The sequence below is a fragment of the Adlercreutzia muris genome (assembly GCF_041223505.1).
Classification (GTDB): Bacteria; Actinomycetota; Coriobacteriia; order Coriobacteriales; family Eggerthellaceae; genus Adlercreutzia; species Adlercreutzia muris.
In genome coordinates this window covers 25,197-37,516 of sequence record NZ_JBCLQK010000003.1, presented here as the reverse complement: position 1 = coordinate 37,516, position 12,320 = coordinate 25,197, and the positions used below count along the sequence as shown (strand labels likewise).

The 12,320-nt window shown below is 66.2% G+C and carries 10 protein-coding genes and 1 riboswitch; of the genes, 5 read left to right on the top strand and 5 right to left on the bottom strand.

All coding sequences use genetic code 11. From position 1 onward, the window contains the following. The first annotated feature begins 119 nt into the window (after positions 1–119). Complete coding sequence (locus tag AAK988_RS03865; RefSeq protein ID WP_369873006.1) at positions 120–1,631, top strand: APC family permease; 1,512 nt, start codon at positions 120–122, stop codon at positions 1,629–1,631. 666 nt (positions 1,632–2,297) lie between these two features. Here the strand turns inward: AAK988_RS03865 and AAK988_RS03860 are convergent. Further along, positions 2,298–3,092, bottom strand: coding sequence for a ZIP family metal transporter (locus AAK988_RS03860; RefSeq protein WP_369880439.1), 795 nt, complete (start codon positions 3,090–3,092; stop codon positions 2,298–2,300). A gap of 216 nt (positions 3,093–3,308) precedes the next feature. Further along, complete coding sequence (locus AAK988_RS03855; RefSeq protein WP_369880438.1) at positions 3,309–4,559, bottom strand: FAD-dependent oxidoreductase; 1,251 nt, start codon at positions 4,557–4,559, stop codon at positions 3,309–3,311. Positions 4,560–4,639: 80 nt separating this feature from the next. On the opposite strand from AAK988_RS03855, the gene AAK988_RS03850 reads away from it, so the two are divergent. Together AAK988_RS03850 and AAK988_RS03845 are read left to right on the top strand one after the other, a co-directional pair. Further along, the gene (locus AAK988_RS03850; RefSeq protein ID WP_369880437.1) at positions 4,640–5,263 is read left to right on the top strand and encodes a phosphatase PAP2 family protein; all 624 of its coding nucleotides are present in this window, start codon (positions 4,640–4,642) and stop codon (positions 5,261–5,263) included. Positions 5,264–5,286: 23 nt separating this feature from the next. After that, the gene (locus tag AAK988_RS03845; RefSeq protein ID WP_369873009.1) at positions 5,287–5,511 is read left to right on the top strand and encodes a 4Fe-4S binding protein; all 225 of its coding nucleotides are present in this window, start codon (positions 5,287–5,289) and stop codon (positions 5,509–5,511) included. Between the two features lie 9 nt (positions 5,512–5,520). Here AAK988_RS03845 and AAK988_RS03840 read toward each other — a convergent pair whose 3' ends face one another. The 3 genes from AAK988_RS03840 to AAK988_RS03830 all read right to left on the bottom strand — a co-directional run bounded on the left by AAK988_RS03840 (position 5,521) and on the right by AAK988_RS03830 (position 8,496). Then, entirely contained in the window at positions 5,521–6,564 is a 1,044-nt protein-coding gene (locus AAK988_RS03840; protein WP_369873010.1) for a deoxyguanosinetriphosphate triphosphohydrolase, read from the bottom strand. Between the two features lie 108 nt (positions 6,565–6,672). Further along, positions 6,673–7,851: a phosphoribosylaminoimidazolecarboxamide formyltransferase gene (locus tag AAK988_RS03835; protein WP_369873011.1), complete on the bottom strand. Its 1,179-nt coding sequence runs from the start codon at positions 7,849–7,851 to the stop codon at positions 6,673–6,675. A 9-nt stretch (positions 7,852–7,860) separates the two neighbouring features. Continuing rightward, positions 7,861–8,496: an IMP cyclohydrolase gene (locus AAK988_RS03830; RefSeq protein ID WP_369873012.1), complete on the bottom strand. Its 636-nt coding sequence runs from the start codon at positions 8,494–8,496 to the stop codon at positions 7,861–7,863. 126 nt (positions 8,497–8,622) lie between these two features. Next, a riboswitch (ZMP/ZTP riboswitch) is annotated at positions 8,623–8,705 on the bottom strand. 646 nt (positions 8,706–9,351) lie between these two features. On the opposite strand from AAK988_RS03830, the gene AAK988_RS03825 reads away from it, so the two are divergent. Both AAK988_RS03825 and AAK988_RS03820 read left to right on the top strand, forming a co-directional pair. Beyond that, the gene (locus AAK988_RS03825) at positions 9,352–10,002 is read left to right on the top strand and encodes a putative ABC transporter permease (protein ID WP_135970960.1); all 651 of its coding nucleotides are present in this window, start codon (positions 9,352–9,354) and stop codon (positions 10,000–10,002) included. A gap of 256 nt (positions 10,003–10,258) precedes the next feature. After that, positions 10,259–12,217, top strand: a complete 1,959-nt coding sequence (locus tag AAK988_RS03820; RefSeq protein WP_369873013.1) for a fructose-bisphosphatase class III — start codon at positions 10,259–10,261, stop codon at positions 12,215–12,217. Positions 12,218–12,320 lie beyond the last annotated feature (103 nt).

Genomic DNA, 12,320 nt, shown 5'->3' with positions numbered 1-12,320 from the left:
TTTATTACAGTAGAGTACTATAGTATGGGGCGCATTGACGGACCGTCGGTGCCACGTTGCCGGGGCGCCCGTCGCACGCCCCGGCAACGCGCTTCGCCCGCTCGCGAGAGGAGCCTGCCATGAGCGCACCTTACGACAACAATCCTGTCGCCACGCCCCCTACCCTGCGCCGCCAATTCGGTCTGCACGAGGCCGTCACCATCACCGTGGGCACCGTCATCGGCGTGGGCCTGTTCACCACCGGCGGCAACATCGTCGGCCTCATGGGCCCATCGGTCATCATTGCCACCCTGGTGGCGATGCTCGTTTCCATCTACCCGGCGCTACTGTACGCGGAAATGGGCGCGGCCCTCCCCTATGCCGGCGGCACCTACCAGTACGCGGGCCTGGGACTCGGCCGACCCTTGGGCATGCTCGCCGGCTGGAACTTCATCATCTCGCTCGTGGCCGTGACCGGCGGCGAGTCGCTGGCCTTCGCCTACTATTTCAAGACCGTCTTTCTTGCCATCGGCATCGAGCTGCCCGTCCCCGACGTAGTGCTGGCCTGCATCGCGCTCGTGCTGTTCATCGTCACCAACGTGCGCGGCGTGCAGATCACCGGTCGCTTGCAGAACGGCTTCATGTTCTTCTTCTGGGGCGTGGCCGTCATCTGGTTCCTCACCATGATCCCCGAGGTGAGCCTGCCCACCTTTGTGAGCGCGCCGACCTTCTTAGGCTCCATGGACGCATTCGGGTTCATCGCCGCCGTGGCCATGATCTGGTGGTGCTTCGCCGGCTTCGAGACCTGCTGCGGCATGGGCGAGGAAATTCGCTACCCCTCTATCAACATCCCCCGGGCCTTGAAGCTCGCGCCCTTCATCATCTTCGCCGTGAACGGGGCCTTCCAATGGTTCCTCGTGGGCATCACGCCGGTAGAGGCCATCCCCGGCCTGGCCGAGGCGGCCGCGCCCTACGCCGAGGCCATGATGTCGGCGGGCATTCTGGGGCTGCCGCTGCTGCTTCTGGCCCTGGGCGTGGCCTTCGGCGGCGACTTCTCCACCCTGAACGCTTCCATCGCCGTCCCGCCGCGCTACCTGTTCACCATGGCCCGCGACGGCGCCATGCCCCGCGTGTTCGCGAAAGTGCACCCGCGCTTCCGCACACCGTATGTGGCCATCATCGCCCTGGGAGCGCTGTCCATCCTGCTCGTGGCCACCTCCACCCTGGACTTCATCGCGTCGCTGTCGCTGTTCGCCGACTTGTTCTACTACATCATCGGCATCGCGGCGGCTTTGGGACTGCGCCGGCGCATGCCCGATCTCGCCCGACCCTTCCGCGCGCCGGGCGTGGCCGTGGGCGTGCCGGTGTCTATCGTTATCTACGCCGTCATGATGAGCCAGCTGGGTACCGAGCCTTTGGTGGTGGGCGCTGCCTGGTGCGTGCTCGGGCTGGCGGTGTTCTTCATCTGCCAGAGCCGCTACGGCAAGCCCGAGCCGGTATCGGTGGCTGAGGCCCTGCCCGGCGCCGATGAGGTGCCCGGCGCCGAAGAGGCCGCGAAGATGGATCGCGAGTACCGCGCGTGGAAGATCGTGGTAACCGCTGCCTGTATCGTGGTGGCCCTGCTGTATGCGGTGCCGATGCTCGCGGGCTAGGGGCAGCGGCGCACGGTGGCGGGCCCCGGCTCTGAAGTGCTCGTGCACGGTGGCAGCCCCCGGCCCCGAAGTGCTCGTGCGCGATGGCGGGGCTAGACGGCCGACGGAGGCCCGCATGTTTTCGAACGGCCCTCGGGCTCGCTCAAGCGCTCGTCCTCCGGGACGGGCGCTTTTCAGTGCGCCTGATTTCTACGGCCCGCTCTTCTGCGCGGAAAAGGTCTGATTCTCTATTTCCTAAATTTGGCCACTAAACTCTGCGAGATAGACTCGGCCGAGCGAAAAACCGCTGAAACGGGGCCACAATAGATCAAATATGGGCCTTTTCGACAACCAGACATCTATTTCGCGAAGTTTGCTGCACAAAAAACAGCGTTACAGAAACAGCGGGCGAGAGCCGGCTGCCGAATTCGAAGACGTACTTGGATTTTCAGGTGAGATTTCCCGTCTGCCCGCGGAAACACCGGCAGGAGCGGCGGCCTCCGAAAACGTAAGCCCCTACGAGTCCATGCGTGGAGCCGGCCCGTGCGGTTTCCTTGCCCTCTCGACGTCACGACATGGGGGGATACTCAAGCCGAGCCAGAGAATCGCGAGACTCCTCCCTCCTAAGGCGACGAAACGCGCAGTAGCTGCCTTGCGCACTGAAGACCAGCGGCACTCGAAGCTTCGCTACCCGAGGGCCACGTCCAAGACCATCATGAGCACGAAGCCGAGGGCCACGCCGATGGTGCCGATGTTGGTGTGGCGACCCTGCTGGGTCTGGGGGATGAGCTCCTCGGTGACCACGTACATCATGGCGCCGGCGGCGAAGGCCAGCACGTAGGGCAGAAGCGGGGTCACGAACCCCGTGATGGCCAGCATGAGCATCGCGCCGGCCGGTTCCACCGCGCCGCACAGGGTGCCCGCCACAAAGGCACGGGGCCGCGAGAGGCCGTTGGTCGTCAGCGGCAGCGACACGATGGCGCCCTCGGGCACGTTCTGGATGGCGATGCCGACAGACAGCGCCACCACGGCCGAGAGCGTAATAGCCGCATCCCCCGCCAGAAAGCCCGCGAGCACCACGCCCACGGCCATGCCCTCGGGCAGGTTGTGGATGGCCAGGGCCGCCATCATCATCGCCGGCTTCTTCAACGTGGAAGCCGGGCCCTCCGGCTCGTTGGAGCCCACGTGCAAATGCGGCGTGAAGTGGTCGATAGACAAAAGCAGGAGCATGCCGCCGAGAAAGCCCACGGCCACGGGCAGCCATGCGGGCACCGGACCTCCCTCGGACGCCTCGAGGGCGGGGGTGATGAGGCTCCATACGCTGGCGGCGATCATCACGCCGGCCGCGAAGCCCAGAAGCGCCTTCGTGAACCGTTCGGACATGCCGTGGCGCATGAGGAACACGAGCGCCGCGCCCAGAGTGTTCCCCAGAAACGGCACCACCAAGGCCACGAGTACGCCGATCAGAGCGGGGTTTTCCACCGCGCACCTTCCTTTCCCAAAAACGAGCCTCGCAAGCGGGCCGCCACCCGCCCGAAACGAAACGGGGCGCCCGAACGGGGGGCGCGCTTACCGGTGGGGCTGTCCCGCGTTCCTGAACATGGGGCAGCCCCACCGGGCAAGCGCGTCCCACTATAGCGCATAGGCCAAAGCGGGGCGTCCCGAGAAGGGCGCCCTGCCAACTTAGTTACCGATATTTTACCGAGAACGCCTACTTCGCGTAGCTCGCGGCGTTCTTGCCGGCGATGCGGCCGAAGGTGTAGATATCGGTCTAGAACAGGAGCCGAGGCGGTTCGTGCCCATCTTGTGGCCGGCCACCTCGCCGGCGGCGTACAGGCCGGGAATGACCTGCGCGTCCACAGTGAGCACCTCGGCCTTAGGCGTGATGTGCAGGCCGCCCATGGTGTAGTGCACGGCGGGCTTGCAGGCCATGAGGTAGTAGGGGCCCTCCTCGATAGTGTTCATCTCGGCGCTGTAGCCGAAGTCGGAGTCCTTGCCGTCGGCGCAGTACCGGTTCCACGCATCCACGGTATTCTTCAGCTCCTCAGCATCCACACCCTGGGCCTGGGCCACCTCGTCGAGCGTGTCGGCCTTCACGATGACGCCGCGGCTCTCACTGTTCTCGTACTCGTCGGCGTGCTGCTCCACGAGCCCCGTCGCATCGGTGGCCGCCTGGTTGAACAGCAGGTAGGCAACCCCGTCGGTCTGGGCCTTGATGCCGTTGGAGATGACGTCGCGGCGGTCGAGTTCCTGCACGAAGCGGTCGCCCTCCTTGTTCACGAGGATGCCGTAGTTCTCCAGGCGCACGTCGCCCACGTACAGCAGCGCGCCGGTCTCGGGGTCGCACACCGGGTAGGTCTGGATGTACTCCATGTCGATGGTGCCGGCGCCGATCTTCTCGGCCACAACGATGCCGTCGCCCTGGGCGGCCACCGAGTCGGTGGAGAGGATCTTGTCGTCCATCTCGGGGTTGTACTTCACGCGCATATCGACGTTCGAGCCGAAGCCGCCGGTTGCGAGCACCACGGCCTTGCACTTCACCTCGGCCTCCTCGCCGGTGACGGGGTTTTTCACTTTCACGCCGACGACCTTGCCGGCACTGTCGGTGACGAGCTCGGTGGCCTGGGTGTTGTCGATGAGCGTAATGGCGTCGATGGTCTTCACGCGGTCGGTCAGCTTCGTGGTCATCTCGGAGCCAGAATGGGTGATGGGGATGATAGAGCGCTTGATGTTATGGCCGCCGAACTGCATGAGGTCGTGCTTCCAGGAAATGCCGCCGTCGTTGGCGGACACCTCCACGGTGAACGTGCCGTGCTTGCCCATCCCCTCGCCAATGGCCGTGGTCGCCGCCCCGGTCGAGGCGCCGCCGGCCGCGGCGGCCTTGCGTTTCTCCTGCGCCTCCTCATGGGACATCGGCGCGCAGCCGGCTAGAGCCAGCGTGCCGCCCAATGCGGCGATGGCGCCGCCCGCACCGGGAGTTGCCCTCGGGGGCGCTCTCGGGTAGGCTGTAGGGGAACGAAAGGAGACCCGTGAACGAACTGGCCATACTGGATGCCATGCAGACGTGGCACAACCCCGTGCTCGATCCGCTTGTGGCGGTCTTCACCAGCACGAGCAACCACGGCGAGCTGTGGATTCTCCTCGGCCTCGTGCTGCTGTGCTTCCGCCGCACCCGCAAGGCCGGCGCCGGCGTGCTCGTGGCCGTGGCGCTCGGCGCGGTGGTGACGAACTTGACCATCAAGCCCCTGCTCATGCGCCCGCGCCCCTGCGACGTGAACGCCGCTGTGTCCATGATCGTGCCGCGGCCGAGCGGCTCGTCGTTCCCCTCAGGCCACACCACCGCCGCTTTCGCCGCTGCGGCAGCCCTCTGGTTCGCGCGCAGGCCCACCGCGCCCGCAGGACTCGTCGTCGGCGTCACCGTGGCCGCCGTGCTCATGGGGCTTTCGCGCATGTACTGCTACGTGCACTACCCCACCGACGTGCTCGCCGGCGCCATCGTGGGCACCCTGGCCGGCCTTGCCGCCGCTCGCCTGATGGATGCGCTCTGGAAGCAGCGCGCCAAACCCAGCATTCCCCGCGGACCTGCCGGCACCGACTACCCCAACAACCCCGACGATCGCCACGGCCCTGGCGCGCCCGGAACGCGGCCTTAGCTGCCGCTGGAACCGGAGCCGCCATGCGCCAAACCTACTACGCCATCGACGAACGACTCTGCTGCCGCTGCGGAGCCTGCCAGCGCATCTGCCCCCACGGCGCCCTCGCCACCGCCGCTAACGGGGTGCCCTCCATCGACCTGGAGCGCTGCCGGCACTGCGGCATGTGCTTCCGCGCCTGCCGCTTTGGCGCCGTGGGCCGCCCCTACGAGCTCTACCGCCTGAAAGACGGCCGCTCGCACCGATAGCCGCCATCCCTAGTACGACAGCGCGTGGGGAATGAACAGGCGCTGATAGGTGCTTGTGGCGAAGCGGTCGGTCATGCCGGCGATGTAGTCGGTTACCGCGCGCAAATCATCGCCGTCGGAGATGGCGCGGTAATCGGCCGGCACCTCATCGATGTGCGCGGCGTAGTAGTCGAACAGATCGGCGATGAGGTGCGTCGCCTTCTCCACCTCGGCCATCACGGGAGGGGCGGTGTACACGTTGGCGAACAGGAAGGCCCGCAGCTCCATCATGGCGTCCCACACCGCCGGGCTCATGCGAATGTCGCCCTCTGCGGCCGACGTTTCCACCATGTCGCGCACGAGCGTCTCGATGCGGGCCGAGTGGTCGGCGCCGAGCACGCGGTGAGTCGCCTCGGGCAGGTCGGCCTCGCGCAGGATGCCCGCGCGAATGGCATCGTCGATGTCGTGGTTCACGTAGGCGATGCGGTCGGCCGTGGCCACGATGCGCCCCTCCAAGGTCTCGGCGCGCAAGTTCCCCGTGTGGTTCAGGATACCGTCGCGCACTTCCGCGGTGAGGTTCAGTCCCGCGCCGCCGTTCTCGATGCGCTCCACCACCCGTACCGACTGCTCGTTGTGGCGGTACAGACGCGCCGCCTGCGGGCTTGCCGGGTCGATGCCCCTATGGCGTGCGAGCGCCCCGGCAAGGGCCGCCTCGCCCGTGTGCCCGAAGGGGGTGTGGCCCAAGTCGTGACCGAGGGAGATGGCCTCGGTGAGATCCTCGTTCAACCCGAGCGCCCGCGTGATGGTGCGCGCGATCTGCGCCACTTCCAAGGTGTGGGTAAGCCGCGTGCGGAAGTGGTCGCCCTCCGATGCGAGGAACACCTGGGTCTTGTGGGAGAGCCGCCGAAACGACTTCGAGTGCAGAATCTTGTCGCGGTCGCGCTGGTAGTCGGTGCGCAGCTGATCGGGCGCCGTCGAGCGATCGCGTCCCTCCGACTCGGCGGCCAGCGCCGCATCTTCCGCCAACATCGCGCGCTCGCGCTGCTCCTGATCTTCCCGGCCCATTACCCGCATACCGACCTCCCTTCCCGCCGACTGGGCGGACACTCCGCCTGCTGGCAGTGTAGCAAAAGAAATGACCTCCCCGAAGGAAGGTCATTACCCCGTCGAATCGATTTAATCCTAGTGGTGGAACAGGCGCATGCCGGTGAAGGCCATGGCGATGCTGTACTTGTTCGCCACCTCGATGACGTTGTCGTCGCGGATGGAGCCGCCGGGCTCGGCGATATATTCCACGCCGGACTTACGGGCGCGCTCCACGTTGTCGCCGAAGGGGAAGAAGGCGTCCGACCCCACGGTCACGCCGCTCATCTCGGCGATCCAGGCCTTCTTCTCCTCGCGGGTGAGCGGTTCGGGACGCTTGGTGAACACGCGCTGCCACTCGCCATCGGCCAGCACGTCCTCCCACTCGTCGGAGATGTACACGTCGATGGCGTTGTCGCGGTCGGGGCGGCGGATGCCCTCCACAAACGGCAGCCCCAGCACGCGCGGGTGCTGGCGCAGCCACCAGTTGTCGGCCTTGTTGCCCGCCAGGCGCGTGCAGTGGATGCGACTCTGCTGGCCGGCGCCCACGCCGATGGCCTGGCCGTCCTTCACATAGCACACAGAGTTGGACTGGGTGTACTTCAGCGTAATGAGGGCCACGATCATGTCGATCTTGGCCGCCTCGGGAATCTCCTTGTTCTCGGTCACCACGTTCTCCAGCAGCGCCTCGTTGATCTCAAAGTTGTTGTGGCCCTGTTCGAAGGTGATGCCGAACACGTCCTTCAGCTCCGTCTCGGCCGGCACGTAGGCGGGATCGATCTGCACCACGTTGAAGGAGCCCTTGCGCTTGGTCTTCAGAATCTCGAGCGCCTCGTCGGTATAGCCCGGCGCGATGATGCCGTCGGACACCTCCTTCGCCAGGTAACGGGCCACGTCGGCGTCGCACACATCGGACAGCGCGGCCCAGTCGCCGTAGGAGCACAAACGATCGGCTCCGCGGGCGCGGATGTAGGCGCAGGCGATGGGCGACAGCTCGCCCTCCTCTTCCACGAAGTACATGGCGCGGTCGGTGTCGGTCAGCGGATGGCCCACCGCAGCACCGGCCGGCGACACATGCTTGAAGGACGCCGCGGCAGGCAGCCCCGTGGCCTCCTTCAGCTCACGCACGAGCTGCCAGGAATTGAAGGCGTCGAGGAAGTTGATATAGCCGGGCTTGCCGTTCAGCACCTGAATGGGCAGGTCGCCGCCGTCCTTCATATAGATGCGCGAGGGCTTCTGGTTCGGATTGCAACCGTACTTCAGTTCCAGTTCGTTCATGATCTCTCCTTAGTCCCCGAGGTTCTTGTTGTAGAGGGTGACCTCGCCGTTCACGTTGGCGTACAGACTCACCTTGTTCTCGTCGTTGAGCGCGCCCCACAGCTCGTCGGCGGTGGGCAGCGCAACGGGGATCGGCTCGCCGGCGAAAGTGGGCAGCGGGCTGCCGTCGCCCTGGTAGGTGCTGATGAAGTAGCCACGGCCCTCGTCGACGCCCTCGTAGGCGAAGAACTCGCGAATGCAGCGGTCGTCGGCCCCGTGCTTCAAGATGGACATTTCGAAGGAGCCGTCGGGGTTCACGATGGCCGAGATGCGCGGGGTGAAGTTCGGCGCATCGGGCTCATATTCGCGGGCCATGCAGCCGGCGCGGAAGTCGCCCGCCTCCACGATAGTGTCGGTCTGGTCGCCGTTGGTCACCACGAGCGCCTCGCCCATGGTACGCACCGGATGGTAGATGATGAGGCTCGGATCCTCCAGCAGCGCCGGGTCGTGGGCCTCGGTGCGGATGCCGTCGGGCTCAATGGCGAAGATGCGGTTGCGGCTGTTCTGACTGCGACCCATGATGAAGTAGTACACGGTGTCCTTCCCCACCACGATGCCGCGACCTGGGTAGGGGTTGTTCTTCAGCAGTTCGACGAGATCTTGCACGGACTTCCCTTTCTCTCTGACCTGACCGCAAGCGCACGGCCCCTGCAACGGCCCGCATTCCCCTGCGGCACTTCCCCGCATTCCGCCCATGAAAAAGGGCAAACCAACGCCACGCGAATGCGCAGGTCGGCTTGCCCAGACGGTCGGCGGAAATCGCGCGCTGCTCCCCCGTGGTCTTCCACGCTTGCCCGTCAGTCACGGCGCGCTTAGCTTCGTTTCGCAGGGTACCACGATTTGACGGATCCCGCGACCGAAAACACCCCGTGCGCCCAAACCCGCGGATTTTGTGCAGGAAACGCCGCGAGATAGATGTCGCTTTTCGACGCTACGAGAAATCGTGAAGCGACGTGGAAGAAAACGCCTGGTCAGCATCTTTCGCATTAAGCGGAAACCTGCGCACCGGGCCTCTTGCTCCCTCCGCATGTCTACTTCGCGGAGTTTACTGCGCAGAAAGTGCGATTTCAGAAACACAGCTCCGCTCACACCCGTCTCGCCCGCGGCGCCGTGCTCGGTCTCGCGACCCGTCTCGCCCGCAGCCTCGCGCCCGGTCTTCCCATCTCATCCACGGCGCTGCATCCGGTCTCGCCCACGGCGCCGCGTCTGATCTCGTGCCCGTCTCATCCACAGCGCTGCATTCGGTCTCGCCCGCGGCGCCGTGCCCGGCCGCACACCCGATTCCGCACCCGATCCCTCACTCGGTCTCGCGGCCAGCCGCTAGCGCATGGCGCCGCATGTCCCCTCGCCACATTCGGCAACGGGCGGGCAACGGTGAGTCAAAAGCTGAGAGATGCCACCGCCGATGGACGGCAGTCGGGAGTACCCTAGAGCCAACGGACGTCCGAGCGAGGAAGCATCATGGCATTCCCGAACATGAGAAAACTGACCGAGCACGATGAGATCGGCTACTTTGCGCCCCGCACCTGGGAGTTCTGGCGCGCTCTCATCGTGTGCTTCTGCCTGTGCTGCATCCTGGGCCATTGGCTGGAAATGCCCTACTGCTGGTTGATGGACCAATGCTTTGGCATCGTAGCCGACGACTACGCCGTGTGGACCGACCCGTGGTACCACCCTTACTGGGTCTACGGCTTCGGCGCCGTGTTCATGACCTTGCTCATCGAGCCCTTGAAGGAGCGGCTGATCCTGCATCGCAAGACGCTTTGGGGCGCGTTCCTGGAATCCCTCGTTCTGGCCATCGTCATCGCCATGGTGCTGGAACTAGTCATGGGCTGGCTCATCAACCAACCCGACCCGGCCACCGGCGAGTACCCCTTCTGGGACAACTCCCAACTGCCGGGCAACGTGTTCGGCCAGGCCTGGCTCGTGAACGACTTCTTCATCGGCCTGGCCACCATGATCTACGTCTGGATCATCTTCCCGCTCGTCTGCGAGGGTTTCTCGCTCTTGAACCCCAAAGCCGCCAACGTCGTCTTCGCCCTCATCATCATCGGCTTCATTGCCTGCGTCACCGCCTCCTACCTGGAGCTGCGCCTCTGGGAAAAGTATTAGAGCTCCTTCCTCGAAACCGTGCGCCGCCACCGCCACCGCCACCACATCACCATAAGCCACCATCCCCCAGCACCGGAGAACGCGAGCCGGCGGCTCTCCCATGGGAGCACCTTCGCGAGAGTGCTCCGCGCCCTCCCGTTGCGCGAACGGGAAGCCCGCTCCGTCTCCGCAGTTTCTGCGGGGAGGGACGGCGGTCGAGCGGGGTCGGATACAATGGGATCACGGAATCTCTGCGGTCCAACAAGGAGGATGATCTATGGACGCGCTTGAAACGACTTACCTGGAAGCTCTCTCAGAGCTGTACCCGACGGCCAGCGAGGCGGCCGAAGCGGCGGCGATGCTGGAAGGGGTGCTGGCCCTGCCCCGGGGCACGGAGCTGTTCGCTTCGGACATCCACGGCGAGTACAACGCCTTCTCCCACCTGCTGCGCAACGGATCGGGCGCCGTGCGCACCCTCATCGCCGACACTTTCGGCGCTGGGCTGACCGCCGGGGAAGCCGCCGAGCTGGCCGCCGTAGTGGCCTATCCGGAAGAGAAGGCCCTCGGGGTTCTCGGCCGTGCCGCCAGCGACGAGGCCGCCGATGCCTGGCTCGCCGCTACCCTGAGCCGACTGGCGGCCCTGGCCCATGCTGCCGCCAGCCGCCACGGCCTGGCCGAGGTGGACGCCCTCATTCCCGCCGACTTCGGCGCCGTGGCCGCTGCGCTTTTGGCCGCCCAGGGCGTGACCGCCAAGGCCGGCACCGCCGCGGCCCTCATCGAGGCCGCCATCGAGGGCGGCTACGGCGTCAACCTGGCCATCACCCTGGCCGAGCTGACCCGGCACCTCGTGGTGGACCAGCTGCACCTCATCGGCGACGTATACGACCGCGGCCCGGCGCCCCACCTCATCATGGACGAACTTTTGGACTACCCCGCCGTGGACGTGCAGTGGGGCAACCACGACATCCTGTGGATGGGCGCGGCCGCCGGCAGCCCCGGCAGCGTGGCCAACGTGGTGCGCATCTGCGCCCGCTACGGCAACCTGTCCATCCTGGAGGACGCCTACGGCATCAACCTGCGCCCCCTGGCCAGCTTCGCTGCCGAGGCCTACGCCGACGACCCCTGCGTCGCCTTCGCCCTCAAGGGCAACCCCGGCCTCTCGGCCGCCGAGACCGCGCTGACCGAGAAGATCCAGAAGGCCATGGCCGTCATCCAGTTCAAGGTGGAGGCGGCCCTCATCGCCGCGAACCCCTCCTTCGGCCTGGACGACCGCAACCTGCTGCACCGCATTGACCGCGAACGCGGCACCGTGGTAGTGGACGGCGTGGAATACGCTCTGACCGACACCGCCTTCCCCACGGTGGACTGGGACGACCCCTACCGCCTGACCGAGGGAGAGGCGGCCGTCATCGAGCAGCTCTGCGCCGCCTTCACCCGTTGCGAGCGCCTCCAGCGCCACATGGCCTTCTTCCTCGACCACGGCAGCCTGTACAAGATCGAGAACGGCAACCTGCTGCTGCACGCCTGCGTGCCCCTGGCTCCCGACGGGTCGCTGCTGGAAGTCACCCTGTTCGGCGAGACCTACCGGGGACGGGCCCTCTACGACATGGTGGACGCCTCGGTGCGCGCGGCCTTCCTCGCCACCGACGAGGAGGAACGCGAGCGCGGCCTGGCCATGCTGTGGTACCTGTGGCTCGGCCCCGGCTCGCCCCTGTTCGCCAAGAGCAAGATGGCCACCTTCGAGCTGTACCTCATCGCCGACAAGGCCGCCCGCAAAGAGGTGAAGAACCCCTTCTACGCGCTGCTGGACGACCCCGCGGTGGTAGACGGCATCTTCCGCGACTTCGGCATGGATCCGGCTACCTCGCGCATCATCTGCGGACACGTGCCGGTGAAGGCGAAAGATGGCGAGGACCCGGTGAAGGCCGCGGGGCGCGTGCTCACCATCGACGGCGGCTTCTCGAGCGCCTATCAGAAGACCACGGGTCTGGCCGGCTACACCCTGGTATCGAACGCCGAGGGCCTGTTCCTGGACGCGAACGAGCCGCTGACCTCGCGCGAGGCGGCCATTCAGGAGAATGCCGACATCATTGGCGCGCGCCGCGTGCTCGAGCGCTACGACGCCCCGCGCACCGTGGCCGACACCGACGAGGGCGCGGCCATCCGCCAGCGCATCGGCGACCTGCGCCGTCTCCAGGCGGCCTACGAGGCCGGCCTCATCCCCGAGGACGAGTAGACAGGGAAGGCCGGACGGACCTGGCGACCGCCATCGCCGGGGTCACCGGGCCGCCTGCGGCACCGCTCGCCCCCGGCGATCTGGCGTCGCGGCCCAGCACAAT

Excerpts from the sequence above, each read along its gene's own strand:
- AAK988_RS03865 (WP_369873006.1), top strand. The coding sequence starts at position 120 with ATGAGCGCACCTTACGACAACAATCCTGTCGCCACGCCCCCTACCCTG.
- AAK988_RS03840 (WP_369873010.1), bottom strand. The coding sequence starts at position 6,564 with ATGCGGGTAATGGGCCGGGAAGATCAGGAGCAGCGCGAGCGCGCGATG.
- AAK988_RS03820 (WP_369873013.1), top strand. The coding sequence starts at position 10,259 with ATGGACGCGCTTGAAACGACTTACCTGGAAGCTCTCTCAGAGCTGTAC.
- AAK988_RS03825 (WP_135970960.1), top strand. The coding sequence starts at position 9,352 with ATGGCATTCCCGAACATGAGAAAACTGACCGAGCACGATGAGATCGGC.
- AAK988_RS03835 (WP_369873011.1), bottom strand. The coding sequence starts at position 7,851 with ATGAACGAACTGGAACTGAAGTACGGTTGCAATCCGAACCAGAAGCCC.
- AAK988_RS03845 (WP_369873009.1), top strand. The coding sequence starts at position 5,287 with ATGCGCCAAACCTACTACGCCATCGACGAACGACTCTGCTGCCGCTGC.